Raw genomic sequence first — 24,396 nt, forward strand, 5'->3', positions numbered from 1 at the left:
CATGCTAAACCGCAAGGCAATCTTTAAAGTGGAAGGCCAATTTTTTCCCGGCAAGACCTATACGGAAGTGGTATTAGAACCTGCCTACGAGGAAGCCAAGCACAACCTTTATGAATCGATGATGGCCATCAACAAGGCGCATCTGATCATGTTGGTTGAACAGAAGCTTGTCTCGCAGCAGGATGCCAATATCATCATGAAGGCGATCAACGGACTGGATGAAGAGGAAATCCGAAATTCCAAATATACAGGTCAGTATGAGGATCTGTTCTTTCAGGTGGAGCATCTGCTGCTGCAATCGGCAGGGGAGATTGCGGGGAACCTGCACCTGGCAAGAAGCCGGAATGACATGGGAGTGGCCATGTACCGGATGGCCCTGCGGAAAAAATTGCTGAGTGCTCTAAGCGCTCTTCTCTACTTGCAAGAGTCATTGCTGACCGTAGCGGAAGAGAACGTGGATACGGTAATGCTCGGATACACTCATACCCAACAGGCTCAGCCCACAACCCTGGCTCACTATCTCATGGCGGTTGTAGACTCTTTGGGCCGGGATGTCAAACGTTTGCAGGCCGCTTACTCCACATGTAACAGGAGTTCTCTGGGGGCGGCAGCCTTGACCACCTCGGGCTTTGCCATTGATCGGAAGCGGGTGGCGGAACTTCTGGCTTTCGAAGGATTGGTGGAGAACTCCTACGATGCGATTGGCGGAGGGGACTACCTCGGGGAGATTGCATCCAGTCTGCAGTTGTCCTTCCTGGGGATGGGACGTTTCCTGCAGGACCTGCTTCTCTGGTCCACCCAAGAATTCGGAGCGGTTAAAGTAGCCGATCCGTACGTACAGATCAGCTCCATTATGCCCCAGAAGCGAAACCCGGTCTCTTTCGAGCATATCCGCTCCCTGTGTTCAAGCGGAGTGGGCAATACATCGACCGTTCTTACGATGCTTCACAATACTCCTTTCGGCGATATTGTAGACACGGAAGACGATATGCAGCCATATCTCTGGAAAGCGCTGCGGCTGGCGGATCAATTGTATCGCCTGCTTGCCGTTGTCATGGGAACGGCGGAAGTCAACAAGGACCTGCTGCTGGAACGGGCCAAGTCCAGTTTTGCCACCATCACGGAGCTGGCGGATACGTTGGTTCGGGAATGTGGATTGTCCTTCCGGACTTCGCATTCGGTGGTGAGCCGCACCGTGAAACTGGCCATGGCAAAGGGACTTGCGGCCAATCAAATTACAACGGATATTGTTGATGAGGCTGCTCAGGAGGTGCTTGGGCGCCCGCTTCAGGTCTCGCAGGATGTGATTTCCAAAGCTCTGGATCCCGTACATTTTGTGGAGATTCGCTCCTTGCCGGGCGGACCCGCACCCGTAGAGATGAAGCGGATGATTGGTGACCGCCAAAGTTTGTGGCGGCAGAACCGGAACTGGCTGCAGCAGCAGCAACAGAAAGTGGAACAGTGCATGAAGCAACTGGATGAAACAGCAAAAATGTGGGGCGAGCAAGCATGAATCCCATTCCCGTGCTGGCTGTCGATGCGGGTGCAACCAACTGCAGGGCCGTGCTTTGCAATGAACAAGGGGAAGTTCTGGGATACGCACACGGAGGGGCCTGTAATTACCAGAGTGTGGGGATTGATTCTGTAAGGGAGACGCTGACGAGTGTGCTGTCTTCGTTGGTGTCCAAGGATTCCTCGCTGTGCGTTCAATGCGCTGTGTTCGGTTTGGCGGGTCTTGATACGGAGAATGACAGGGTGGTACTGGAACAGGTGGTTCAGCAGGCTCTTGAAAGCTCAAAAATCCAGGCTGATCGAGTTCTGCTGGACAATGACGGAATGATGACTTTGCTTGGGGCTGTGGGGCACGGACCTGGAGTGCTTGTGGTCTCCGGAACCGGTTCCATTGCATGTGGAGTACGTGATGACAAATTAGCGCGTGCCGGCGGTTGGGGACACCGGGTGGGTGACGAAGGCAGCGGGTATTCAATTGGCAAAGCCGCGGTGATTCATGTTCTCCATGCTTATGATGGTCGAGAGAAGTCTTCCCAAATTACGAAACCGATTCTCGCGGAACTGTCCTTGAAGAATGAGGAAGATCTCATAGCTTGGATCTACGGTCCCGAATTCTCCGTGGATCGGGTGGCGGCATTGACTCCCCTCTTGTGTGAACTTGCCGAGAACGGTGATTGGAAAGCAATAAGTATTCTACAGAAAGCCAGTGAGGAACTGGCTAAAGCCGCCATGGCGGTTATCAACAGACTGTCGTTGCAGCAGGAACCTTTTGACCTGGTGCTTATGGGAGGGGTGCTCAGTCAAAATTCTACGATTCGGGAACAGGTGATCAGAATTATAAAGAAGGAGTGCCCGAACGTACAGATTATTTCTCCCAAGTACGAACCGGTCTGCGGCGGTGTGCTGCGGGGGCTTATGGAACTGGGGATAAGTGATACAAAGGTTTTGGAGAGGTTGGCGAAGGAGATTTCGGTTAGTACTGTTAAAATGAAAGAAGACGGTGCAGTAGTCCAACACCGAAGCTTTATCACAAGCTATTGGTATCCAGATTGAAATCGAACAAACAGAAAATATGTAGGGAAACATAAACTAGACATAACGTGTTAGGCAAGATAAACGGTACGGATGGGATTATAGTGGTGGTAAGGATTTAGAGAAAAACCTCTAAATAATCGTAAGGGTTGGGATGTGGCTCCCAACCCTTTTTTAATTGTTCAATTATGTTTGGGAATAAGATCGATACGGATTGGGTTAAGGGGGAAAGATTACTTTGCTTCCTAATGTTTGAGGCGTTATGCTTCCCAGGTCTGTATTCTTCCATTTCTGGTATAAGTATTCCAAGTTTTCTTCCGATGGAAACAATTCTCCTAGATAAGTCCGCCTCTTTATTACGAAACCTGGAGGTTACACTCACCCCTGTCATCTAGGGAATCCCGGCAAGGATCGACGCTACCTCCCAACTTGATGTGGATGTGTCCCTGTTTGACAACTCGTTCAATACGCTAGGTATTATGGAATTTCACCGTGATGTGAGCTTCTGTCCGGATTTTTTCAACCTTAGTTTTTTAACACTAACCATTTTATCAGTGAATTAGAAAAGTAAATCCACTTCTACAATATTGAGCGCTACTAGCGCAAATTAAAAGAAATGGCTTCATTAGAATACAGATACCATTTCTTGAGATCGGCGTAGTTTTTTAGAAGTGACTACAAAATGGATTCAGTGCATATTGGGCATTTTTTTAAATAGCTAGATCTAACGGCAAATCAGAAATGTCTTTAAGACGTTTCCCATCGATCATAATATTTAGAAGTTCCAAAGAATCTTCGGCGTTAGTTGCTTGTACAGCCGCAAGTAATTCATCAAGGGCAAAATGATAGACGCAATCTATATCACCGGTTCCAAGTGCGATCGAAGCAAGGCGACTCGGTAACGGTTCTGCGGTTACAACAACAATGTGTGGCAGGTGCCCCTTTCTGTTTCTAATGAGGTTCAACGCCTCTGCACGACTGTTTTGACTGCGATCCGAACGAATTGTCCATTTTGAAGATATGCTGGCATGCAATAATGGCTTCCCATTGTTTGACGCTCGTAGTGCTGTGCGCAAAGAGACCGAGTTGTCAACAATCTGTTTTGGAGTGTTGATCTCATCATCGCTTAAAAGGTGACGAATAATGATAATATCCGGGGTGATAGTGTAGTCATTGCCTAGAGCCGCTGCTAACTCCGGGTTGATTTTGGCGGCTTTATCCAATTCGACCAAATGTGAATATTGTTCGAATTGAGCAATTGCTAACCTGTTACGATTCCCGATTTTCTTAATTTCCCAATTTCCTGGGCGTATATGTTGGAGTGGCAAAAAGGCTTCACGAATAAACTCTGAAGTAATTGTTTCGAATTCACTGCCACTCGTTTGACCGGCAAGTCTTTCACCCGTAACAAATTGCAGGATTTCAGCAATACCCGTTGCAATGCGAACTGAGAGTTTACTATCCTTGTCAGCATTACTGGGAATCCCATTACTATTGATAGTTAGTACAGATTTCAACAGATTTTTGTGAAATTTTTTTCTGGTGGCGGCAATATGAGCATCCATCATCATCATCCATATACCCTTCTTAGTCTTGTTCTTGTTACTGCTTGTAAACAGAGTCTAATTTGTTCTCCGACAGCTTGCGCTACTGGGGGCGGGAATGCATTTCCTATCTGTCGATATGCAGGGGTCTTTTTCCCGAAGAACTCCCAAGTATCAGGGAAACCTTGCAAACGGGCAACCATGCGATTGGTCAATCGAGGCAATCCAACAAAGTCAGGATCTGGTGCATCGTTTGCAATACCGTGCCCATCTACTCCCAGTGCAGCCCAGGCCCTTTTTGCGCGGGTTGGACCTAGGTCCGGACCACCATGTTTTTTTGATCCTCCCACAATAGTTGGTGCAATATCATTAGCTTGATCACGCCAACGATCTGCGAGACGCCACCCGCGAACGGTCATAAGATCATAAAGAGTCTCTCCCACGGTTAATGGAGGGTGACCATACGGACGAGGCCAATTGAATTCCATCGATAAATCATTTCGAATTGCAACAAAAACCACACGAGGACGAAGTTGAGGAACCCCGAAATCGGAAGCGGTTACTAGTCTCCATTCAGCACTGTAACCAAGCTTTCTCAAATCATCGATAATTTTTTTTCGATAGTCATCAAAAACCGAATCTAGTAGACCACGGACATTTTCCAACATTACTGCCTTTGGGCGTATTTCCCCAATTAAGCGTAATGCTTCAGGGAATAGGTCACGCTCATCCTGATTTCCGAGTTGCTTTCCAGCTTTTGAGAATGGTGGGCAAGGTACTCCTCCAGCCAACAAATCAATTCCTTTATAGTCTTTGCCGTTAAAGTTTCTCAGGTCGTCTTCAATGATATTCCAGTTTGGACGGTTTAATCTAAGTGTTGAACAGGCAGCAGAGTCAATTTCTACTAGCGCAACATGCTGAAACCCTGCCAGTTCAAGTCCGAGAGCCTGTCCACCGGCACCTGCACAGATTTCGAGAGAGTACATTTTTTTGACACTCCTACAACTCTATTTTTTTGCACGATCCTTTTGAGAGAAGAATATCAAACAGAACATACTTTCGTAAACTCTTAACACTCAACGAACAAAAACATGGAGTTAAGATGAGGAATTGAAAACAGCATTAGGTTGTAGAACATCTATCAAGAGCTTGCTCTACTTATTCATCTCCAAAGTAATCTAAATCAATTTTCTTCACTATATATCTAGAAATTTCTGAAACACCAATATCGTGGTCAATCATTAATTGTGCTAACTGTTCACCGTTGATAAGGACAATCTTTTTTTCGATTCTACTTACGTATTCCTTGGCGTCTTGAGAAAAATTTGATGTTGTAATAAGAACTCCCTTTCTCGCTCTTTGCCCTTCTAAACTTCCAGCAAATGCTTGAACAATTGGTCGTCCAACAGTGGCCTCCCATCGTTTAGCTTGTATATAGACAACATCTAAACCAAGTTTATCTTCCTTTATGATTCCGTCGATCCCTTCATCTCCACTACGCCCGATCGCTTGACCGGCATCGACCTTTGACCCCCCATATCCCATAGCAACAAGTAAATCAACAACAAGTCTTTCAAAGAATGTTGGGGAGCACTTCTTAACTCTTTCCAGAAGTTCTTGGGCTAATTCACGTCTTAGGTCCAAGTAACTTGACTCAAGAACTTCTTCAGGGGTTTGTCCATATTCTGTGTTCTTCTCATTTTTTTCAATATTTTCAACAGTAGATTGTGAAGCAGTATTTCGAAATTCAAGAAATTCGGGGAATCTTTCTAGATATTTAACGTTAATGTAAGGAGGATTTTCGGCTAATACCTCAAGGCCACGGGAAGTAATTCTAAATTTTGCCCTTGCAGTACTCTCCAGCAGGCCAGCCTTTTTCATGTAGGTTCTGGCCCATCCTACTCTATTTTCAAATTTTGATTGTCTTCCACTTGGAAGTAATTCGTTTCGGTCATCGGGAGTTAGATGGAATTCTTCGGCTAATATATCAAATATTTCGCTCAAGCTGTGCTCTTTCCGATCAGCTAATTTTTTAAGAAATGGAAGCATTAATGACTGAAAATCTGGCACTGCCACTTTTGTCACCTCAATTTATCATTCATTTCTTAACATCCAGTATACCAAATTACAAAAGACCATTCTTTAATCAACCTTTTCTTACTGTCGACAAGCGTTGAAGACAAGCATTGAAATGGAAAAATTGCCCATAGATAACAGGGAAGACAAGTGATTGTGATTAATTTTTCAAGAGGGAGGGTTAAAGAAATTAGTCGGCGTCATTATCGACCGGAACATTGTTCTAAGTGTGGTAGCCGAAGTCCAAAACCTCAACGAAGTCCTGATTGAAAAATGTATGACAAGTTTAAGTTACAGGATTCCTCGAAATGAAAGCTCATGAAGCGGCAGACTTGATGGCAAGCCCAGATTCGGAGATTGCCGATTGTGGATCATGGAGAGGCCATCGCCAATACCCCACGTTTTCGTGTGCAAATGATGAAGACCCCTTGTACAAACGGTGTATAGGCGCCTACGGTTAAACGTACAAATAGGCAATCCAAAGGTATCATCCTCCTCCTGAACGAATATAAAGGGTATGACTTTCCAAATTTTCCGTGAGGAGGACAAGGGTATGGGCTTGTTTGACGGGTTGATGGGCAATGCCTCAGAGGTGAAGGTGGAAGAGGTTCAAAGAGAATACGCGAATATACTGAGTCCCACTGAAAAGATCGAAAAAGCATACAAACTGATTCGAGACATGTTTATCTTTACGAACAAAAGGCTCATTTTGATTGACAAGCAAGGGGTCACCGGGAAGAAGGTGGAGTACCACTCCATTCCCTACAAGAGCATTTCTCACTTCAGCATTGAGACAGCAGGGCATTTCGACCTGGATGCGGAACTTAAGATCTGGATTTCGGGAAATGCAATCCCGTTGCAAAAACAATTTAACAAGAGTCTGAATATCTACGAAGTCCAAAGTGTACTTGCGGAATATGTGTGCAAGTAACAGGTGGTGCAGTGGACAAACTTCTCAGTACTGAAATTTGACATGAAACCAAAAGGTTTCGTATAATTCGTATATGAAACCTTTTGGTTTCGTTTAAACTTGATGTGGAGGTTATAATAATGCAAGGCAAGTTGCCCGATATCCGCAAAACCGTCATATTTAATGCTCCAATTCAGAAGGTGTGGGAAGCAGTCTCAACTTCAGAAGGAATAGCCGCATGGTTTATGCCTAATGATTTTGATCAAAAAGTCGGACATGAATTCACTTTACAGTCACCTTTTGGACCTTCACCTTGCAAAGTTTTGGAGCTGGATCCGCCTAACCGGCTATCCTTTTCTTGGGATGAATTTGGCTGGCGTGTTACTTTTGAGTTAAAGGAGCTGGACGGAAAAACAGAGTTTACGCTCATTCATTCCGGTTGGGGAGAACCTGACGAGATGATTCCAAAAGCTTCAGAAAAACATTCAGTGATAAGAAACCGCATGGACAATGGTTGGGAGCCGCTTGTTAACGTGAATCTGCGCAAAGTAGTTGAGGGTTAATGTCAACTGCGAAAAATCATGATGTTTTTCAGGCTATCGCCGATCCCACTCGACGTAAAATCATAAAACTTCTGGCTGATAAGGAATTGCCTGTAACTGTAATAAGTGAGCACTTTCCTATGAGCCGTACAGCCGTTTCCAAACATTTACGCATCCTTTCGGAGTCAAAACTTGTTACTGTGGAGAAAATGGGCAGGGAGAAGCGGTACAAGCTCCAACCGGAGGCGCTTCTCGAAATAAAGGAATGGCTTTCCTTCTATGAACAATTTTGGGACAACAAGCTTTCAATGCTTAAACATTTAATGGAAAATGAGGAAACAGGCGATTTAAGCCTCATGGTATCCAAACGCGATGAGGAATCTAAGGGCTAACTAATGGGGATCCGTATAAAGCGCACCAAGACAGGTTGCCGTCTGGCAGCCTGTTTCGCTTTGCAAAAAAATACTTGACTCTCCACCGAACACATAGTAAATTGGAGTCAAATATGTAACCGCTTACACATCTGAATCGTATTAAATAGTTTTATTTTTTTGAGCGATATGTAACCGGTTACACATAAAATGTGGTGAACGAATCATGGCAACCATCCGAGATGTGGCGAAGTTGGCGGGGGTTTCGGTGGCTACCGTTTCCCGGGTTATTAACAAAAACGGATACGTGAATCAAGGAACTGAGCAAAAGGTACGCAAAGCCATCCAGCAGCTGCACTTTGAACCCAATGCGGTGGCCCGGGGACTTGCCAGCAAGCGAACCGGCACCATTGCGGTCATTCTGCCGGACATTACCAACCCTTTCTTCGCGGAAATGGCGAGAGCAGTGGAAGATGAGGCCCGGAAGCACGGATTTACCGTCATTCTCTGTAACTCCGATGATCAGGGCGCGAAGGAAAAAACGTATATCGAGGTGCTGAAAAAGAAATATATCGACGGCATTATCTTCGCTTCCCAGACCCTTGGGAAAGAAGATGTGGCGCAGATGAAGAAGCACAACATCCCACTGGTGGTATTGGACAGAGCGCCTTCCGAAGAGGATTGCAGTATTGTCCGCTCGCAAAACTCCATGGGGGCTCAGGTGGCGGTACGGCACCTGCTGGAAACGGGATGCCGAAAGATTGCCCATATCTATGGGCCGCAGGAGATCACCACCGCGAAAGAACGTTTGCTTGGATATGAACATGCGGTGAAAGGGTTTGACTGGTTCACCCCCACCCTGATGGTCCCCGGGAATTTCCGGTTGGACGGGGGGATGAAAGCGGTAGAGCTGCTGTTGGAGCAGCATCCGGATGTGGATGGAATCTTCGCCGGGAATGATTTGATGGCGGTAGGTGCCCTGAAAGCTCTGCACCGGTTGGGGATTCGGGTGCCTGACCAGATAGCCGTTTGCGGGTTTGACGGAATCTACTTGACGGAGATTATGGAACCGGAGCTGACCACAGTGGCGCAGCCCATCTATGAAATGGGGTCGCTTGCCGCTGAAATCCTGATCCAAAAGATTAACGGAACTCTGCAAGAGAATCAAGTTTGTGAACTGGAAGTTTCATTGATTGCCAGAAACTCGACAAGAAGGGAGCGGATGAAATGAATCGTCCGAGAATTGTCGTAGTCGGCAGTTTGAACATGGATCTGGTTGTGGAAGCCGGAAGGGCTCCGCGTATGGGGGAAACCGTCCTGGGGGACAGGATTCATTTCATACCTGGAGGGAAAGGGGCCAATCAGGCGGTAGCGGCGGCTCGTCTGGGAGCCCAAACCGTAATGATTGGCGCTGTGGGACAAGATGCTTTTGGTGAGCAACTGGTAGCGGCCTTGCAAAAGGATGGGGTCGTTACCTCGGCAGTCAAGGCGGTGGATGGGGTGCCTACCGGCGTGGCTTCCATCCTTCTGGCGGAAGGGGATAACAGTATCGTAGTGGTACCGGGGGCTAATTCTTGTTGTCTTCCGGAAGACGTAGACCGTAACGAACCTTTCATCATCCAGGCGGATCTGGTGCTGCTCCAGCTGGAGTCTCCTTTGGAGACTGTGATCCACGCCGCCAAATTGGCCAAACACCACGGGAAAAAGGTGATCTTGAACCCGGCACCGGCTCAGGCACTTCCAATGGAGCTGCTTTGCAACGTCGACTATATCACCCCTAACCGCACAGAACTAAGCATTCTGACAGGCATGGGCGCTGAAGGGGAACAACTGGAACAAGCGATGGAAAACCTGCTTGAGTTGGGGATTGAGAATGTGATTACCACACTAGGGGCAGAGGGATCCGCTTTCATGCGTTCGGGTGAGCGGTTGCAACGAGTATCTGCATACAAGGTTCCTGTAGTGGATACTACGGGGGCCGGAGACGCTTTTAATGCTGGATTGGCTTTTGCCATTGCTTCAAACCGGGCTCTCCCGGAAGCCATTTCCTTTGCCTCAAAAGTTTCGGCGCTTGCCGTTACCAAACTGGGGGCGCAGGCAGGAATGCCGACCCTGGAAGAAGTAGAGAAGTTCAGTTTTCAGAAGGTGTGAAGAACATGAAGAAAATTGGCATTATCAACAGCGAGATTTCGAAAGTCATCAGCGAGTTGGGACATACCGACAAAATTGTGATCTGCGACAGCGGTTTGCCCATCCCTTCCCATGTGAAACGAATTGATCTGGCATTAAAACAAGGTGTGCCATCCTTCATGGAGACGCTGGAAACGGTTCTTGTCGAGATGCAGGTGGAGAAAGCCTGCATTGCGACGGAAATGCTGACTGTAAGTCCCGACATGAAAGCCAAAGTGGATGCAGCCCTGCAAGGGATTGAACTCAAGAGCGTAAGCCACGAAGAATTCAAGCAAATGACGAAAGACGCCAAGGCGGTGATTCGAACCGGGGAGTTCACCCCCTACGCCAACATCATCCTGGAAGCCGGAGTGGTCTTCTAAAAGGAAGGGGTTGCCATGACAAATCCATTGCTCGAAATGAAAGGCATCAGCAAATCGTTTCCGGGCGTCAAGGTCTTGGAAAATGTGCAATTCTCTCTTCAATCCGGTGAAGTTCATGCCCTGATGGGGGAGAACGGTGCCGGAAAGTCCACATTGATGAAGATTCTTGGCGGAATTTATGCCAAAGACCAGGGAACCATCCTGATCAAGGGTCAGCGGAAAGAAATTGCCTCTCCGCGGGTGGCTCAAGACCTGGGGATTGCCATCATTCACCAGGAATTGAACCTGATCCCGGATCTGACGGTAGCGGAAAACATCTATCTGGGACGGGAATTCACCTTTGGCAAAACAGGATTGATCCGTTGGCGTGTCATGAGAGAACAAGCCAGGCGGTATCTGTCCCAACTCGGAATGGATCTGGATCCGGAAACTCTGGTTGGCAGCCTGTCTGTCGGGCAGCAGCAAATGGTGGAAATTGCCAAAGCGCTCTCCATGCAAGCGGACATTCTGGTGTTGGATGAACCTACGGCAGCCCTGACCCACCGCGAGATTGAGTCATTGTTCGGAGTCATTGCCTCGTTAAAACAAAAAGGGGTGGGGATGATCTACATCTCCCACCGGATGGAGGAAATTTTCCAGATCTGTGATCGTGTCACCGTATTGCGGGACGGACATCACATAGGCACGAAAAAAACGTCCGAAACCGACATGAATGAACTGGTGCGGATGATGGTGGGCCGGGAGATTACAGATCGCTTCCCGAAAGTGCAAGTACCGCTGGGCAAGGAGCGGCTAAGAGTGGAAGGCGTAAGCCAAAAAGGAAAACTTCACGATATCAGCCTGACAGTTCGTGGTGGCGAGATCCTGGGAATTGCAGGATTAATGGGCGCCGGCCGGACCGAATTGGCCAAGGCTCTGTTCGGAGCGGAACGGATGGACAGCGGCCGGATTGTGATTGACGGGGAGCAGGTGGTCATTCGGAAACCGGTTGACGCGATCCGGGCAGGCATTGCATTAGTGACGGACGACCGCAAAGACGAGGGATTGGTGCTGCCGCTGTCGGTAAAGGAAAACCTGTCGCTGCCGAATCTGCCGTCCCTTTCTTCCTTCGGTTTCGTCAAGAAGAGGAAAGAACAGGAACTTTCTTCATCAACCATCAAGCAATTGCTGATAAAGACTCCCAATGCGGAACAGGCCGTGGAATCTCTAAGTGGCGGAAATCAACAGAAGGTGGTAATCGGCAAGTGGCTGGCCACCCAACCCAAGATCCTGATTCTGGATGAACCCACCAGGGGTGTCGATATCGGCGCCAAGAAAGAAATCTATGATCTGATGAATCAATTGGCCGAACAGGGTGTGGCCATCATCATGATTTCATCTGAATTGCCGGAAGTGTTGGGCATGAGCGATCGGATTCTGGTTATGCATGAAGGCCGGATCACAGGTGAGTTCACGCGTGAAGAAGCGACTCAGGAAATCATCATGCATGCCGCAACGGGAGGGGGAAGTCGACATGCAGGCTAACCTGCACACATCCGGGAACAAAACCAGAAACATGCTGCAGCGGATGGGGCCCTTGCTGGGATTGGGCGTAATCGTGGTTGCCCTGTCCATGATCAGCAATGACTTCTTGACGGTAGGCAATATTTTTAACGTGTTGAGACAGATTTCCATTAACGCATTGATTGCTTTTGGCATGACATTCGTAATCCTGACCGGCGGGATTGACCTTTCCGTAGGTTCCATTCTGGCTCTGTCAGGTGCCGTAACAGCCGGCCTGATTGCCGGGGGAATGGATGCTTGGCTGGCGGCTCTTGTGGGACTGTTGCTGGGAGCCGTCATGGGGGCCGTCAACGGCATCATGATCGCAAAAGGAAAAATCGCTCCCTTCATCGCCACGCTTGCCACCATGACGGTGTTTCGCGGGTTGACCCTGGTCTATACGGAGGGCAAACCGATCACCGGTTTAAGTCCGGAGTTTGCGATGTTTGGCAAAGGGTATTTCCTGGAAATCCCCATGCCGATTATCTGGATGCTGCTTTCCTTTGCCATCCTGTATGTGGTCCTCAAGCACACCACCTTTGGACGTCATGTGTATGCCCTCGGCGGAAATGAGGAAGCGACCCGTCTTTCCGGCATCCATACGGATCGTGTCAAAGTCATGGTGTATTCCATCAGCGGATTGTTGGCTGCTTTCAGCGGCATCATTTTGACATCCCGATTGAATTCCGCACAGCCTACAGCGGGTACCGCTTATGAACTGGATGCCATCGCGGCCGTTGTTCTTGGAGGCACCAGTCTGGCTGGCGGCAGAGGCTGGATCGCAGGCACTTTGATAGGTGCCATGATCATAGGGATTCTGGATAATGGTCTGAATCTGCTAAACGTATCTTCCTTCTATCAGCAGGTGGTGAAAGGGGGAGTGATCCTCGCAGCGGTTCTGCTGGACCGATCCAAGTCCCGAAAATAAAGAAATTCAAAACACATGTAAGAAAGGGGATCCTCATGAAAAAACTTCTGTCTTTGCTTCTCGTATCCATCATGGCTTTGGCAGTCCTGGCAGGCTGCTCCACTTCCTCCAAACTGGAGACCAAAGAACCCGCACAACCGGCTGCTTCCGGTGGTGGCAAAGTAACAATCGGCTTGTCGGTTTCGACCCTGAACAACCCGTTCTTTGTAACGCTCAAGGAAGGGGCTGAGAAAGCTGCGAAAGAAGCGGGCGTTGACCTGATCGTTGTGGATGCCAAGGACAATACTGCGAAGCAGGTAAGTGACATTGAAGATCTGATTCAAAAGAAAGTAAGCGTCATCCTGATCAACCCGACGGATAGTGCTGCAGTTGTGACAGCAGTGGAAGCTGCCAACAAAGCCAACATTCCGGTTATTACGGTAGACCGTGCTGCCAATGGCGGGAAAGTGGTTTCCCACATCGCATCCGACAACGTAAAAGGCGGTAAAATGGCGGGAGAACAGATTCTTAAGCTGATTGGCGGCAAGGGCAACATTGTGGAACTGCAGGGAATTGCAGGCACCTCCGCTGCGCGGGATCGCGGAAAAGGATTCCACGATGCGGTGGATGGCAAAGATGGCGTAAAAGTAGCGGCATCCCAGCCGGCTGATTTTGACCGGGCAAAAGGTTTGAAAGTCATGGAGAACATTCTTCAGGGCAACAAAGACATCCAGGCCGTATTCGCGCACAATGACGAAATGGCTCTCGGGGCTTTGCAAGCCATCGAAGCATCCGGCAAGAAAATTGCAGTGGTTGGTTTTGACGCTACCGACGATGCGGTAAAAGCTGTCAACGAAGGCAAGATGGCTGCAACCGTGGCACAAAAGCCTGCCCTTATCGGGGAAACTGCCGTCAAGATTGCCGTCAAAGTACAAAAAGGAGAAAAAGTGGAAAGCTCCATTCCGGTTGATCTGGAATTGGTAACCAAGAAGTAAGCATAAAGAATGAAAGGGACCTTCTTCTCCCAGCGCGGAGGGAAGGTCTCTTTAAACAATTCCGGCGAATCCGGTTTGGGCTACCAGACTTTTCAGATGATCAAAGCTTTTGTTGATTTCCTTGCCAATAACAGCAAGTATATTCCTTGAAGAGGCGACTCTCAAGTGAGGCAGGAGGAAGCCGGAATCCCTGGGTATCGGGATCCGGTTTTTTTCCTTGACTCTGACATTGCTGTCAGCTTTTACAAAAGGGTAAACTTGCGGATATCAAAGGGTGAAGTTGTCACAAATTAAGTGAATCCTTGCTTTGGAACCTGTTTGAAATAATTTAATTCTGAGTAACAGTTTGGTATACTGGATAGGATTCCCATTCTAATGGAGTTTGTTTTTACAAGGAGGTAACCATGGACCCCCAAATTGTAACCAAGCCCGAAATGAAAGTGATTGGGTATCAGATCCGCACTACGATAAAGGACAATCGAAACCAAACGGAAGTACCCGCATTCTGGGATCGATACCTGGAACAGAATCTGGGTTCAAGAATTCCTAATGCAGTGAACCGGGGAACTGAACTTGGCATATGTATGGAATTTAATTCGGAAACGGGGACATTTGCCTATGTAATAGGAATGGAAGTAGACTGTTTCGACAATGCGGAACCGGATATGGTTTGCGTGACGATCCCCAAATCCCAATATGCCGTATTCACCACTTCGAAGGTGCTCGAATCCGATTTCGTCCCTTCCATCCACCGGACATGGAACTACATTTTTGACGAATGGTTCCCGACCTCCGGATACCGGCATGCAGGAACACCGGAAATCGAAATCAACGATGAACGGCTCCTTAACAAGCAAGAAATGCAGATGGAGATCTGGATCCCGGTACTTTAAGAAGGCACCAGAGTGCAAGTCAATCTGGTAATATCATAGAATATGGAGTAGTAAGGGAGGGGGGTCCCGCCCCATCGCCGGGGAGCGGCAAACGGTACTTTGTTTTCCGCATTCGACCTGGGAATCGGAGGGGGCGCGATGCTTCTGAGTCTGGTCGCCAAGTGGACCACTTACGCGGACATGTACCGTTGATCGGCTCTGTTTGTTGTGCTGTATTTTGCCATCTATGGCTATTATCTGGTTCAGGAACGGAAAAAGCATCTTTCGAGCCTTTAAAGGGTCTTAAAGATGCTTTTTTGCTTATCAGATTACAGCTTGAAAAAATACCGAAATGTAGTAACACAGCTATTTACAATCGCATACTGTTATAGTACAATGAGTTCAACAAAGCACGGAATTACCAAAAAGGGGGCGGGCAGCATGTCAATTGCAGAGTTCTACGGATGGACGTATCACAATCACCCTGTTGCCGGGAAGGTGCAATCCCAATGCAACTCCTGCGGCGAAGAAATGCACTCGCAGCGGGAATCGGTCATGTATGAATGCGAGCGGTGCATGAACGACCAGCAGGAATAAACGCTGAAACACAAAGCCCTTGACACCTTCATTCGGAAGGGTCAAGGGCTTGTTTTTTGTTGGTTCATCCTGGCCGGTTCGCAACAGCGGCACTGAGTGCCGTTAAGCCAACAGGTGATTCGCAATAGCGGCACCGTGTGCCGTTAAGCCAACAGGTGATTCGCAATAGCGGCACTGGGTGCCGTTAAGCCAACAGGTGATTCGCAATAGCGGCACTGGGTGCCGTTAAGCCAACAGGTGGTTCGCAATAGCGGTACTGTGTGCCGTTACGTCAGCAGGTGATTCGCAATAGCGGCACTGGGTGCCGTTACTACTTCCCTTCGGGCCGCTAGGAACGAAATAGCGGCACTGGTGATGGTTTTAAGCCTTGTCTGCTGCTTTTGTCTCTTCAAACAGTGCGGTCAGCTTCTGGTAGGTCTTCGGAAACTCCGCCTGGTATCTCAGGAATGCGGGAATCGGGTATCTGACGCCGCCTTTATGCGTACCTTCCAGACCGTACACCAATTCTTCCGCATCGGAAAACAGGAAACTGAACGCCATCTCGTGGCCTGGGTCTGGGCAAACAGGCGATCCCCGTAACAGGGCAGGATCACTTGCGGCTCGCCCGTCTTCAGGGGCTTGATGGCGATGTCTGCGCAGTCCGCTCGGCTTGAGAAGGTGGAAGGAATGGATCCGCCCCGTTTGTATAGCATGCCCGCCGTTAGCCGCATCACTTGTGCGGAGTTGCCGTAGACCACCACCACGTCCGGATCCAAGGGAGCGCGGTCAAGTGGGAACGCCACATAGTAGCCGCTCTCCTCTTTCGTAAACTTGGGGATGTTCTGTTCCGTAACGGCCCCTGCCTCCAAAGTTTCCGTATACATTCCGCATACCAGGTTCCCTTCCGTATAGTAGGGCAGTTCCGGTTCATATCCAAAGGCCACCTGTGCAATGGGGCAGGACAGATCCTCCCCGTTCATGGCAACAGTCCAACCATAGCGGCGTGCAAACCCGACAGCCTGACAAATGGTGATTTCAATCTCCATGTCCCGTTTCGGACGCTGGCGGCAGATCCGTTTCGCTCTTGACGATCTTGATGCCGACCGGAAACGTGTCCGGCCGAATGTGTTTCAGGATTGCTTCGTTCAACTGTTGGGCGTTCATTATTAACCCTCTCCCATCCAGAATGTTTCTGATTGATCCCCGCAAGCCAACAAGCGTTGACACCGGTTCGGGGAAGGTTACCCCGCCTTGTGGCCTCCAAGATAAGCGGCAATTACATCCGGGCTGTGCAGGAGTTCCTGTCAGGTGCCGCTCATGATGATGTTCCCGGTTTCCATGCACCGGTCGCCATGGTTCGGGCAATTTCCAGGCGGCTCTACATAGGACAGGGAGACAGTTAACTATATTTGCTTGTGGTTGAATAATTCCTTCCTGGCAAGGGACAACTGACACGATATATTTTTCGACAAATTCTGACAAATCGGGGTTTGTCCACTGGTCAGAGGCTGGAAAACCTTTTCATGACATGGAAAATATACGTTAATTGTTAAAATTTTGTAAATGATTTGTCGATTGGATCAACAGTTCGACAGGTTTGTCATATCTTTTCTTGAAGCGAAAAGACTGACTGAACTGACGTGTACTAGGTTTGCTAAACTCTGGACCGATAGGGGATATTCGGAAGGAGGCGAAAAGTGTCAAGTATAGTCGAAATAGTATGCTTTTTCTTGTTGAATCGATTTTCTATACTAAAAATGTACTAAAAGTCTTGACTGCCGCATACGGTTGTATGGTGGGCAGGGTAGAAAACCAAAAAAAACAAGGATCAGGAGGGAAATCCAGTGGAAAATCAAATGGAAAAGCTGGCAGAGTTTTGTCTGGAACAGTCGCAGAAAAACACTGCGCAAATGTTTGACGTGATGAAGAATTCGGTAACGGCAACCGCAGAAATGTTGACATGGGCACAGCGGGAATCACAGCAGATGGTAGATCGCATGACACAGCAAGGCGTGGAACAGTTTGTAAACCGGCTGCAACAGATCCAGGAGCAGCAAGTGGCTGCCCAGAAGGAACTGCAGGAACAATTCCGCGGCTTGATCAACCTTTTTACGCAAAAAGACTGATGGGAGAACAGGATCCTATGAGCGTGAACTACACAGATCCGTTTTCCGTATGGAAATCTTTCTACAGTGAAGTGGAGCCTAAGATTTCACAATCGCTGCAGAAGGTTCTTGAAAGCGAGGAGTATGCGGCAGCAGCCGGACAAATGCTGAACGCTACGCTCCAGTTGGAACATTTGTATTCGAGGCAGATGGAAAAACTGCTTCAAAATTACAAGCTTCCGACAACAAAGGACATTGCGCGGCTTTGCGAGTTGGTCATCGGGTTGGAATCGAAGATCGATCAGATCGAAGAACGGCTCATCCGGTTGGAGCAATCGATCCAAACCGGCGACATGGGGAAGCAAATCGCTCTGCTGTCCCAGCAGTTGTCCGCTTTAATCGGCAGCTTGCAGTCCATCGAAAAGATCGGTACGACGGAAGAAACGCCAACCCGCGGAAGAAGGCAGCCCCGGACAACCAGGAACGTCAAGGAAGCTGACGAGTCCACTCAGGAGTAAAGAAAAAAAGAAGTAAGAGACTCACGTGAGGATTTGGGAGGATGAAACCATGTCACTGTTAGAACAAGAAGTTGTTTCCGTACAGCCTTTGAGCGGGCAGATTGCTCTGGTAACAGGCGGTTCACGGGGAATCGGTGCGGAAATTGCAAAAGAACTGGCTGCCAAAGGAGCGACTGTTATAATCAACTATGCGGCCAACCAGGAGCGGGCCCAGCAGGTGCTGGAAGAGATTTCGGCATACAATCCGAATGTCTACGCAGCCAAGGGAGATGTCAGCAACCCGGAAGATGTTGCCCGTTTCTTTGATGAAATCCTGGAGGATTTCGGGAAGATTGACATCCTGGTCAACAATGCGGGGATCACCAGGGATTCCCGGTTTGTCAACATGACGGATGAACAGTGGCATGAGGTTATCGGAACCAACATGAACAGTCTCTTCTATTTGACCAAGATCGCGCTGCCGAAGATGATTGAGCAAAATTACGGCCGGATCATCAACATCTCCTCCATTATCGGCCAGTCAGGCGGATTCGGTCAGGTGAACTATTCCGCCGCTAAAGCGGGCATGATCGGATTTACCAAGTCCCTGGCGCTTGAAGTTGCCCGTTACAACATTACTGTCAACTGCGTGTGCCCCGGGTATACGTTTACCGACATGGTAGCCGCAGTCCCAGAGAAAGTGCAGGAGAAGATCATCTCCAAGATACCGCTCGGACGTTTCGGTCAGGCGAATGAAGTGGCAAAAGCGGTGAGCTTCCTTGCCGTTGACGGAGATTACATTACCGGGCAATGCATTAACATAAACGGCGGAATGTACATGTAAACCACTAAATCCCCGGAGACTGCCGGGGAATTTTTCGGAGGTAAGAAAATGACTGTCGGGAACTGGACAGAGGCATGGCAAAACGTGGCGGATGGGATTCCGGGAACGTCAACCAATCAAATTCCCTTCAATCTGTTTGATGATCGCTGCCAGAAGGTGTTCAAAGTGCTGAGCCAACCGGAACCGGCAACGGGCCTGACGCCGAAGGAAGTGATTTGGCGGAAAAATAAGATGCGAGTCTACCGGTTCTCGCTGCCCGCTGCGAAAGTGACCAAACAGACGCCTGTCTTCATGCTGTATGCAATGATTAACAAACCTTACATTCTCGATATTGAGCCGGGGAATTCGTTTGTTGAGCACTTGCTGATGCAGGGGTTCGACGTATATATGCTGGACTGGGGCGAAGCGGGACCCGAGGATTGCAACAACGGATTTGCCGAGTACATTTTCGATTACCTGCACAAGGCTGTGGAACGTGTCTGCCTGTACACAGGGAAAGAGCAGGTCCATATGTTCTCCTATTGCATGGGGGGCACGATGGGGGCCATGTATACGACGCTGTATCCGGAGCGGGTCAAGAATCTTGTGGTGCTGGCCGCTCCCATTGACTTCCGGCATGCAGACCTTTACAATACCTGGCTTGACGAGAAATATTTTGACGTCGATAGGCTGGTGGAAACCTACGGCAATATTCCGCCGGAAGTCATCGATTTGGGCAACAAGATGTTGAAGCCGATGAGCAACTTTATCAATCCCTGGGTGTATCTGATGGAGAAGGTGGACAACGAGAATTTCGTCCATACCTGGCGTCTGCTCAACAAGTGGGTGAACGACGGCACCGCATTCCCCGGTGAAACCTACCGGCAATGGATTCGCGATTTCTATCAGCAGAACAAACTGATCAAAGGGGAAATTGTGCTTCGTGACCGGCGGGTGGATCTTGCCAATATTAAATGCCCCGTGCTTCTGCTGACGGCGGCCCAGGACCATATCGCCCCTTGTGAACAAACCCGTGCGCTGTTTGACTACATCTCAAGTCAAGACAAGACGGAGTACAACTATCCCGTTGGGCATGTCAGCCTGGTATTCAGCGGAATGGCCCGCAATAAGGTGTATCCGGAAACTGCCGCCTGGTTGGCGAAACGGGATTAGGGAGCTTCCTGAATATGCTTCGTATAGAAGCTTTATTTAGCATTTGATGACCCCCCAGGGGGTCATTCTTCTTTTAAAAAACGTGACAAACATGTATTTTCTTTGCCGCCAGTCATACCAGTCCATACGTTCTTGTCACCGGGTCATATACTAAGAGACGACCTGTCGAGGGGGGAGTTCCATGAACATCATCAAGATTTCGAAGATCATCCCGCATGGCCATAGGAACGCCGGTCTGATTGTGCACCCGGAAACAGCAAGGCATCTTGGAATTCAAGATAAAAAAGAGACAGTCCTTCGGTTTGGTGTCATGGCCCGAAAGGTTCATGTTACCTGTAAGGCGAAAATGAAACCTGAACACATTTCACTGTCAAGACGGGTCTTACGTTACCTGAAACTACCCGTCTACTGCAGTTACGACATAGTTCAGAAGGAAAACGAAATTGTGATCGGCCCCTTCATAGGGATTTTGGCCGCAGCCAGGGAAAGAGGAATGAAATACAGGGTGGACCCTTCGAAGAAGAACCTCTATTTGTCAAATTACACGTACCATTATGATCAGATACGTGGAGCAATCTTGGCATTTTCGAATAAAGGGATCAATCCGACGCGGCTTAAGATTCATGGATATATGTATAACCCAGAAAACAAACAGTGGATCAAAGGTGTCTATAGATATCCCGCCTCTCTGCTGAAAAAAGTCCGTCTGGCAGACGATCTCAGGAGTCACTTCCGAACCGTTCTGGGAAAAGACTGCATATTTAATACTCCCATCCTGGACAAGTGGGAAATGCATGAAATGTTTGCCCAGTCGGAAGCGGTTTCGCCATACCTGCCCGAGACGATCCTGTATTTAAAACCGTCTGACATAGATGCCTTTATAAACAACCATTCCAAAGCGTATATAAATCCCATACGCGGCAGTGATGGCCGAGGAATCATCAAGGTATCAAATGACGGGGATTCGATCCTTGTGGAATTTCGTGATGGCGATAACAATCGAGAGCTGCGTTTCAAAGGGACAAGTGAAAGCAGCCAATTCTTTGAGAGACAGTTGAAAAGTCGTCAGCATCTTATACAGAAGGCCGTGGATCTTATGGTAGCAGGCAGCAGGATCATTGATTTTCGGTTGGTCTTGGTCAAAAACGAAACGGGTGAATGGCAGGAGATGGGCATCTTTGGAAAATACGGCCCAACCAATGCAGTTGTAACCAATATCAATCGGGGCGGAACCGCGGAACCGGCGAACATCACATTGAGAAATGTGTTAAAAGCGGGAGAAAATGAAACAAATGTCATGATGACAGAGATGTGCCGCCTGGGTTTTGAGATCGCGAAAACATTTGAGTCCTGTGGCATCCAAAGCGCGAATCTGGGGATCGACATCGCCCTCGACAAAGGAGGGAAAATGTGGCTGATTGAGGTAAATAACCTGGACCCGGGGCACAGCATCGCTGAAACCGCCGGGGATAAAGATTTGCATTACCGGATCCGGCTCACCAACATGCTGTTTGCCAAAAGGCTTGCAGGTTTCGATTCCGTTTTATAGGCAGATCCTGTGTCACCGAAGGGGAAATTTGCTGTTACAGGCACCGTTATCGCTTGCCGGCAGGGTCAACACAGATCTATCGGTCCTGCCCGGTTGATCTAGGCTGCAGCCGGTTTCGGTTCAGGAAACGGCGAAGGGATCTGTTGAATTCATCGGGTTTCTCCAGCTTGGACATATGCCCCGCTTTCGGAAAAATGACCAATTCGGAACCGGCAATGGATTTGTGCATCAGCATCTGTATCCATGACGGAGTAATCAGGTCGTATTCGCTTCCGGCAATCAGGGTGGGAACTTCAATCTTTGACAGCAGATTCCGGTTGTCGATGGCTACACAGGAACTGACGATTTTTTTATAGCAGTTGTCTCCGGAAGCGGTCTGGTGGAAACGCTGAATGGTGGTTTCATCCCAGGAATACAGGCAGGTAAAGGCTGTGAGACGCATTCTGATAAAGCGGGGGAGAAACAGATGCTTCCACATGTACATGCCGAACAACACGGGGCGAAGGCATTCCGGGATATAATGGTAGGTACTGACCAGGATCAAAGACCTGCACCGGTCGGGTTCCAGGCGGTACATCTCCTGGGCAACCAATCCGCCCATGGAAAAACCGCAGATATGGGCCTTCCCGATACCGAGATGATCAAGCAGCGCAAGAATGTCACGAGCGCAATTCTCAACCGATATGTCCTCGGTTTGCCTCGATTGTCCATGCCCCCGCAGATCGGGAATAATCAGGTCGTACTCGTCAGCCAATTCATGCTGCCAGACCCAGCCTTCCTTACGTTCTCCCATGCCGTGGAGCAACAGAAGAGGTTCACCGGAACCCAGCCGGTCGTAATGCAGGGTGATGTTTTGAATGGTGGCGGTATACACGGCTTATCCCTCCTTTGGGTGTAGTATTGTATTCAACAAACGGCCGCCTTGTGTGGGGTCTGGAGATTGATCCTGTGTGGGGGGCTCCTTGTGTTAGGACTTCTACTTGTATTCCCGGAAAGAGAAAGGGTAAACGCGGATTTTCGAAAAAATTTTGTTAAGGGAGTATACAAAGCACACATATAGATGTAAAATACATATAGATGTTAGCGAGGGTGATGTGGATGACAGATGACAAAGAACAAAGCGGATTAGGCGGTCCTCCGAAGAATTTTCTCGTTCCGTTTATGCTGCTCCTGATGAGCAATGTGCCGATCCATGGGTACGAACTGATCCAGCGGTTGACTTCCCTTGGGTTTCAGGCCCTGGATCAAGGCAACATCTACCGGATGCTCCGGCAGTTGGAGAAGAACAACTTTGTTCGTTCCACCTGGGATACCTCTTCCACCGGTCCGGCCAAGCGCGTCTATTCTTTGACAGAGATCGGGGAGGCTTACCTGAAAACGTACGCTGCTGAACTGGAAAGATATCAAACGATGCTTACCCATTTTTTCAGCATGTACACCAATATGTTTAATCTTTACATGCCACCCTATCGCGCGGAGGGCGACATGCAAAAGATTGATAATCAAAAGAAAAAGGAGATGAAACCTGATGACCCTGAATCAAAATGAATTCAACGAGGCGAATGACAAGAAGTACCAAGTGGATTCTTTCGTCGATGCTGTATGGGAAAACTATGAAGCGAACGTGACCAGAGCACGCAAACAGTTGGAAGAGACGGAAGAAGCCTGTCTCAACGTGTGGACTGAGGTCAGAGAGTCCATGAAAAAACAACGCGGCAACTTTGAAGGATTCTGGAAAGAGCTGGCCGACAAAAGCAGTGGTTTGTCCAACGGCCAAAGCGAAGAGTGGAAAAACGTGGCCGGGAAGATGACCGAACTGGCCTTCACTCCGCTCAAGTTCGCAATGGATTTCATGGACCAGGTGGAGCAGCGTTGGGAAGACAATACAAGGGAATTTGTAAAGATCCAGCGGGAAAGACGCAATGCATGGGTGGAGCTGGCTGACCAGTATGCCGCCCAGGCCCGCAGCAATTCTCGTACATTCTGGCGGGGGTTTGAAGACCGTTTGCGTCCTTTTACAGGAGATGCCAATTAATCAGTTGCCGGGATCATGTACACAAAATGGCGCCGAATTTCCGGCGTCTTTTGTTTGGGCCAAGTTTTGCAACTCGTATGTAACAGGCCAAAGGTATTATGCTGTCAAAACTATTGGAACAGGTTTTCAGGGAGGTTGCCTCATGCGACTGCAGGATAAAGTAGCGATTATCACGGGCGGTGCCAACGGAATCGGGAAAGAGACCGCACTGCTCTTTGCCAGGAACGGTGCCAGGCTGGTCATTGCCGACTTTGACGAAGAGGCTGGCACGGAAACCGTACAGGAACTCCGCACTCTTGGAACCAAAGCGGAGTTTGTCAAGGCGGATGCCAGCAATCTTTACGATGTACAGAAGGTTGTTGATACGGCAGTCAGCCTCTTTTCCAGAATTGATGTGCTGGTTAACAACGCGGGAATTACGCGGGACGGGTTCCTGGTCAAACTGGACCCAGCCGCGTGGGACCAAGTGATTGCCGTGAATTTGACAGGCGTGTTTTATTTCACGCAAGCGGCTGCCAGGGTCATGGTCAACCAGGGGTCCGGTGTGATTCTCAATGCAGCCTCTGTCGTTGGCTTATACGGAAATATCGGACAAACGAATTACTCCGCCACAAAAGCGGGTGTCATCGGGATGACCCGGACCTGGGCCAAGGAACTGGGCCCCAAGGGAGTTCGCGTCAATGCGGTGGCTCCGGGCTTTATCGTGACCGGAATGACGGACAAAGTGCCGGAAAAGATCCTTGATCAGATGAAAGAGAAAACGCCCTTGCGGAGGTTGGGCAA

At 48.8% G+C, this 24,396-nt stretch carries 26 protein-coding genes and 1 pseudogene; 22 read left to right on the plus strand and 5 right to left on the minus strand.

Going from position 1 to position 24,396, the window contains the following annotated elements; translation table 11 throughout:
• The first annotated feature begins 1 nt into the window (after position 1).
• Both argH and EFBL_RS12545 read left to right on the plus strand, forming a co-directional pair.
• Positions 2-1,513, plus strand: a complete 1,512-nt coding sequence (gene argH, locus EFBL_RS12540) for an argininosuccinate lyase (RefSeq protein ID WP_096182460.1) — start codon at positions 2-4, stop codon at positions 1,511-1,513.
• Positions 1,510-2,565 carry an N-acetylglucosamine kinase gene (locus tag EFBL_RS12545; protein WP_096182461.1) on the plus strand — a complete coding sequence of 352 codons (1,056 nt, stop codon included), beginning with the start codon at positions 1,510-1,512 and terminating at the stop codon, positions 2,563-2,565. The genes argH and EFBL_RS12545 overlap by 4 nt, the downstream gene beginning before the upstream one ends.
• 689 nt (positions 2,566-3,254) lie before the next feature.
• On the opposite strand, the gene EFBL_RS12555 is transcribed toward EFBL_RS12545, so the two are convergent.
• The 3 genes from EFBL_RS12555 to EFBL_RS12565 all read right to left on the minus strand — a co-directional run bounded on the left by EFBL_RS12555 (position 3,255) and on the right by EFBL_RS12565 (position 6,164).
• Positions 3,255-4,118, minus strand: a complete 864-nt coding sequence (locus EFBL_RS12555) for an NgoMIV family type II restriction endonuclease (RefSeq protein ID WP_207907610.1) — start codon at positions 4,116-4,118, stop codon at positions 3,255-3,257.
• A complete protein-coding gene (locus EFBL_RS12560) occupies positions 4,115-5,074 on the minus strand; it encodes a DNA cytosine methyltransferase (protein ID WP_096182463.1) in 960 nt (319 codons plus the stop codon). Before EFBL_RS12560 ends, EFBL_RS12555 begins: the two co-directional genes overlap by 4 nt.
• A gap of 172 nt (positions 5,075-5,246) precedes the next feature.
• Positions 5,247-6,164: a restriction endonuclease gene (locus tag EFBL_RS12565; protein WP_096182464.1), complete on the minus strand. Its 918-nt coding sequence runs from the start codon at positions 6,162-6,164 to the stop codon at positions 5,247-5,249.
• 553 nt (positions 6,165-6,717) lie between these two features.
• On the opposite strand from EFBL_RS12565, the gene EFBL_RS12570 reads away from it, so the two are divergent.
• The 11 genes from EFBL_RS12570 (at position 6,718) to EFBL_RS20600 (ending at position 15,452) form a co-directional block, all read left to right on the plus strand.
• On the plus strand, positions 6,718-7,095 hold the full coding sequence (locus EFBL_RS12570; protein ID WP_096182465.1) for a PH domain-containing protein: 378 nt from the start codon (positions 6,718-6,720) through the stop codon (positions 7,093-7,095).
• Between the two features lie 113 nt (positions 7,096-7,208).
• Positions 7,209-7,637: an SRPBCC family protein gene (locus tag EFBL_RS12575; RefSeq protein WP_424955056.1), complete on the plus strand. Its 429-nt coding sequence runs from the start codon at positions 7,209-7,211 to the stop codon at positions 7,635-7,637.
• Positions 7,637-8,008, plus strand: coding sequence for an ArsR/SmtB family transcription factor (locus EFBL_RS12580; protein ID WP_096182467.1), 372 nt, complete (start codon positions 7,637-7,639; stop codon positions 8,006-8,008). Before EFBL_RS12575 ends, EFBL_RS12580 begins: the two co-directional genes overlap by 1 nt.
• 205 nt (positions 8,009-8,213) lie before the next feature.
• Entirely contained in the window at positions 8,214-9,218 is a 1,005-nt protein-coding gene (locus EFBL_RS12585) for a LacI family DNA-binding transcriptional regulator (RefSeq protein WP_096182468.1), read from the plus strand.
• Positions 9,215-10,138: a ribokinase gene (gene rbsK / locus EFBL_RS12590; RefSeq protein ID WP_096182469.1), complete on the plus strand. Its 924-nt coding sequence runs from the start codon at positions 9,215-9,217 to the stop codon at positions 10,136-10,138. The genes EFBL_RS12585 and rbsK overlap by 4 nt, the downstream gene beginning before the upstream one ends.
• A gap of 5 nt (positions 10,139-10,143) precedes the next feature.
• Entirely contained in the window at positions 10,144-10,539 is a 396-nt protein-coding gene (gene rbsD, locus EFBL_RS12595) for a D-ribose pyranase (RefSeq protein WP_096182470.1), read from the plus strand.
• Positions 10,540-10,554: 15 nt separating this feature from the next.
• Complete coding sequence (locus tag EFBL_RS12600) at positions 10,555-12,063, plus strand: sugar ABC transporter ATP-binding protein (protein WP_096182471.1); 1,509 nt, start codon at positions 10,555-10,557, stop codon at positions 12,061-12,063.
• The gene (locus EFBL_RS12605) at positions 12,053-13,009 is read left to right on the plus strand and encodes an ABC transporter permease subunit (RefSeq protein ID WP_096182472.1); all 957 of its coding nucleotides are present in this window, start codon (positions 12,053-12,055) and stop codon (positions 13,007-13,009) included. The genes EFBL_RS12600 and EFBL_RS12605 overlap by 11 nt, the downstream gene beginning before the upstream one ends.
• Before the next feature lie 35 nt (positions 13,010-13,044).
• Positions 13,045-13,983, plus strand: coding sequence for a ribose ABC transporter substrate-binding protein RbsB (gene rbsB, locus EFBL_RS12610; protein ID WP_096182473.1), 939 nt, complete (start codon positions 13,045-13,047; stop codon positions 13,981-13,983).
• Between the two features lie 404 nt (positions 13,984-14,387).
• Entirely contained in the window at positions 14,388-14,876 is a 489-nt protein-coding gene (locus EFBL_RS12615; RefSeq protein WP_096182474.1) for a GyrI-like domain-containing protein, read from the plus strand.
• Positions 14,877-15,296: 420 nt separating this feature from the next.
• Positions 15,297-15,452 (plus strand): hypothetical protein, encoded by a 156-nt coding sequence (locus EFBL_RS20600; RefSeq protein ID WP_165912691.1) that lies wholly within the window; start codon positions 15,297-15,299, stop codon positions 15,450-15,452.
• 360 nt (positions 15,453-15,812) lie between these two features.
• Here the strand turns inward: EFBL_RS20600 and EFBL_RS12620 are convergent.
• Positions 15,813-16,595, minus strand: a pseudogene (locus EFBL_RS12620) (DUF169 domain-containing protein).
• A 32-nt stretch (positions 16,596-16,627) separates the two neighbouring features.
• Between EFBL_RS12620 and EFBL_RS20340 the strand changes: the two are divergent.
• The 6 genes from EFBL_RS20340 (at position 16,628) to EFBL_RS12645 (ending at position 21,578) form a co-directional block, all read left to right on the plus strand.
• Positions 16,628-16,834, plus strand: coding sequence for a hypothetical protein (locus EFBL_RS20340; RefSeq protein WP_131927770.1), 207 nt, complete (start codon positions 16,628-16,630; stop codon positions 16,832-16,834).
• Positions 16,835-17,275: 441 nt separating this feature from the next.
• Positions 17,276-17,557: a hypothetical protein gene (locus EFBL_RS12625; protein WP_096182475.1), complete on the plus strand. Its 282-nt coding sequence runs from the start codon at positions 17,276-17,278 to the stop codon at positions 17,555-17,557.
• Between the two features lie 17 nt (positions 17,558-17,574).
• Positions 17,575-18,054, plus strand: coding sequence for a hypothetical protein (locus tag EFBL_RS12630; RefSeq protein ID WP_096182476.1), 480 nt, complete (start codon positions 17,575-17,577; stop codon positions 18,052-18,054).
• 49 nt (positions 18,055-18,103) lie between these two features.
• A complete protein-coding gene (gene fabG / locus EFBL_RS12635) occupies positions 18,104-18,877 on the plus strand; it encodes a 3-oxoacyl-[acyl-carrier-protein] reductase (protein ID WP_096182477.1) in 774 nt (257 codons plus the stop codon).
• Positions 18,878-18,925: 48 nt separating this feature from the next.
• Positions 18,926-20,029 (plus strand): class III poly(R)-hydroxyalkanoic acid synthase subunit PhaC, encoded by a 1,104-nt coding sequence (gene phaC, locus EFBL_RS12640; RefSeq protein WP_096182478.1) that lies wholly within the window; start codon positions 18,926-18,928, stop codon positions 20,027-20,029.
• Positions 20,030-20,210: 181 nt separating this feature from the next.
• Positions 20,211-21,578: a YheC/YheD family endospore coat-associated protein gene (locus EFBL_RS12645; protein ID WP_096182479.1), complete on the plus strand. Its 1,368-nt coding sequence runs from the start codon at positions 20,211-20,213 to the stop codon at positions 21,576-21,578.
• A gap of 76 nt (positions 21,579-21,654) precedes the next feature.
• Here EFBL_RS12645 and EFBL_RS12650 read toward each other — a convergent pair whose 3' ends face one another.
• Complete coding sequence (locus EFBL_RS12650) at positions 21,655-22,452, minus strand: alpha/beta fold hydrolase (RefSeq protein ID WP_231705791.1); 798 nt, start codon at positions 22,450-22,452, stop codon at positions 21,655-21,657.
• Between the two features lie 224 nt (positions 22,453-22,676).
• Here EFBL_RS12650 and phaQ point away from each other — a divergent pair, with 224 nt between their 5' ends.
• From phaQ to EFBL_RS12665, 3 genes are all read left to right on the plus strand, one after another.
• A complete protein-coding gene (phaQ, locus tag EFBL_RS12655) occupies positions 22,677-23,126 on the plus strand; it encodes a poly-beta-hydroxybutyrate-responsive repressor (protein WP_096182480.1) in 450 nt (149 codons plus the stop codon).
• Complete coding sequence (gene phaP / locus EFBL_RS12660; protein WP_096182481.1) at positions 23,107-23,613, plus strand: polyhydroxyalkanoic acid inclusion protein PhaP; 507 nt, start codon at positions 23,107-23,109, stop codon at positions 23,611-23,613. The genes phaQ and phaP overlap by 20 nt, the downstream gene beginning before the upstream one ends.
• Positions 23,614-23,755: 142 nt before the next feature.
• Positions 23,756-24,396 (plus strand): SDR family NAD(P)-dependent oxidoreductase (locus EFBL_RS12665; protein ID WP_231705792.1); only part of this gene is annotated, 641 nt, incomplete at its 3' end.

The organism is Effusibacillus lacus, assembly GCF_002335525.1.
Lineage (GTDB): Bacteria > Bacillota > Bacilli > Tumebacillales > Effusibacillaceae > Effusibacillus > Effusibacillus lacus.

Coding starts and splice junctions, on each gene's coding strand:
- argH (WP_096182460.1), top strand. CDS start 2: ATGCTAAACCGCAAGGCAATCTTTAAAGTGGAAGGCCAATTTTTTCCC.
- EFBL_RS12545 (WP_096182461.1), top strand. CDS start 1,510: ATGAATCCCATTCCCGTGCTGGCTGTCGATGCGGGTGCAACCAACTGC.
- EFBL_RS12555 (WP_207907610.1), bottom strand. CDS start 4,118: ATGATGATGATGGATGCTCATATTGCCGCCACCAGAAAAAAATTTCAC.
- EFBL_RS12560 (WP_096182463.1), bottom strand. CDS start 5,074: ATGTACTCTCTCGAAATCTGTGCAGGTGCCGGTGGACAGGCTCTCGGA.
- EFBL_RS12570 (WP_096182465.1), top strand. CDS start 6,718: ATGGGCTTGTTTGACGGGTTGATGGGCAATGCCTCAGAGGTGAAGGTG.
- EFBL_RS12580 (WP_096182467.1), top strand. CDS start 7,637: ATGTCAACTGCGAAAAATCATGATGTTTTTCAGGCTATCGCCGATCCC.
- EFBL_RS12585 (WP_096182468.1), top strand. CDS start 8,214: ATGGCAACCATCCGAGATGTGGCGAAGTTGGCGGGGGTTTCGGTGGCT.
- rbsK (WP_096182469.1), top strand. CDS start 9,215: ATGAATCGTCCGAGAATTGTCGTAGTCGGCAGTTTGAACATGGATCTG.
- rbsD (WP_096182470.1), top strand. CDS start 10,144: ATGAAGAAAATTGGCATTATCAACAGCGAGATTTCGAAAGTCATCAGC.
- EFBL_RS12600 (WP_096182471.1), top strand. CDS start 10,555: ATGACAAATCCATTGCTCGAAATGAAAGGCATCAGCAAATCGTTTCCG.
- EFBL_RS12605 (WP_096182472.1), top strand. CDS start 12,053: ATGCAGGCTAACCTGCACACATCCGGGAACAAAACCAGAAACATGCTG.
- rbsB (WP_096182473.1), top strand. CDS start 13,045: ATGAAAAAACTTCTGTCTTTGCTTCTCGTATCCATCATGGCTTTGGCA.
- EFBL_RS12615 (WP_096182474.1), top strand. CDS start 14,388: ATGGACCCCCAAATTGTAACCAAGCCCGAAATGAAAGTGATTGGGTAT.
- EFBL_RS20600 (WP_165912691.1), top strand. CDS start 15,297: ATGTCAATTGCAGAGTTCTACGGATGGACGTATCACAATCACCCTGTT.
- EFBL_RS12630 (WP_096182476.1), top strand. CDS start 17,575: ATGAGCGTGAACTACACAGATCCGTTTTCCGTATGGAAATCTTTCTAC.
- fabG (WP_096182477.1), top strand. CDS start 18,104: ATGTCACTGTTAGAACAAGAAGTTGTTTCCGTACAGCCTTTGAGCGGG.
- phaC (WP_096182478.1), top strand. CDS start 18,926: ATGACTGTCGGGAACTGGACAGAGGCATGGCAAAACGTGGCGGATGGG.
- EFBL_RS12645 (WP_096182479.1), top strand. CDS start 20,211: ATGAACATCATCAAGATTTCGAAGATCATCCCGCATGGCCATAGGAAC.
- phaQ (WP_096182480.1), top strand. CDS start 22,677: ATGACAGATGACAAAGAACAAAGCGGATTAGGCGGTCCTCCGAAGAAT.
- phaP (WP_096182481.1), top strand. CDS start 23,107: ATGACCCTGAATCAAAATGAATTCAACGAGGCGAATGACAAGAAGTAC.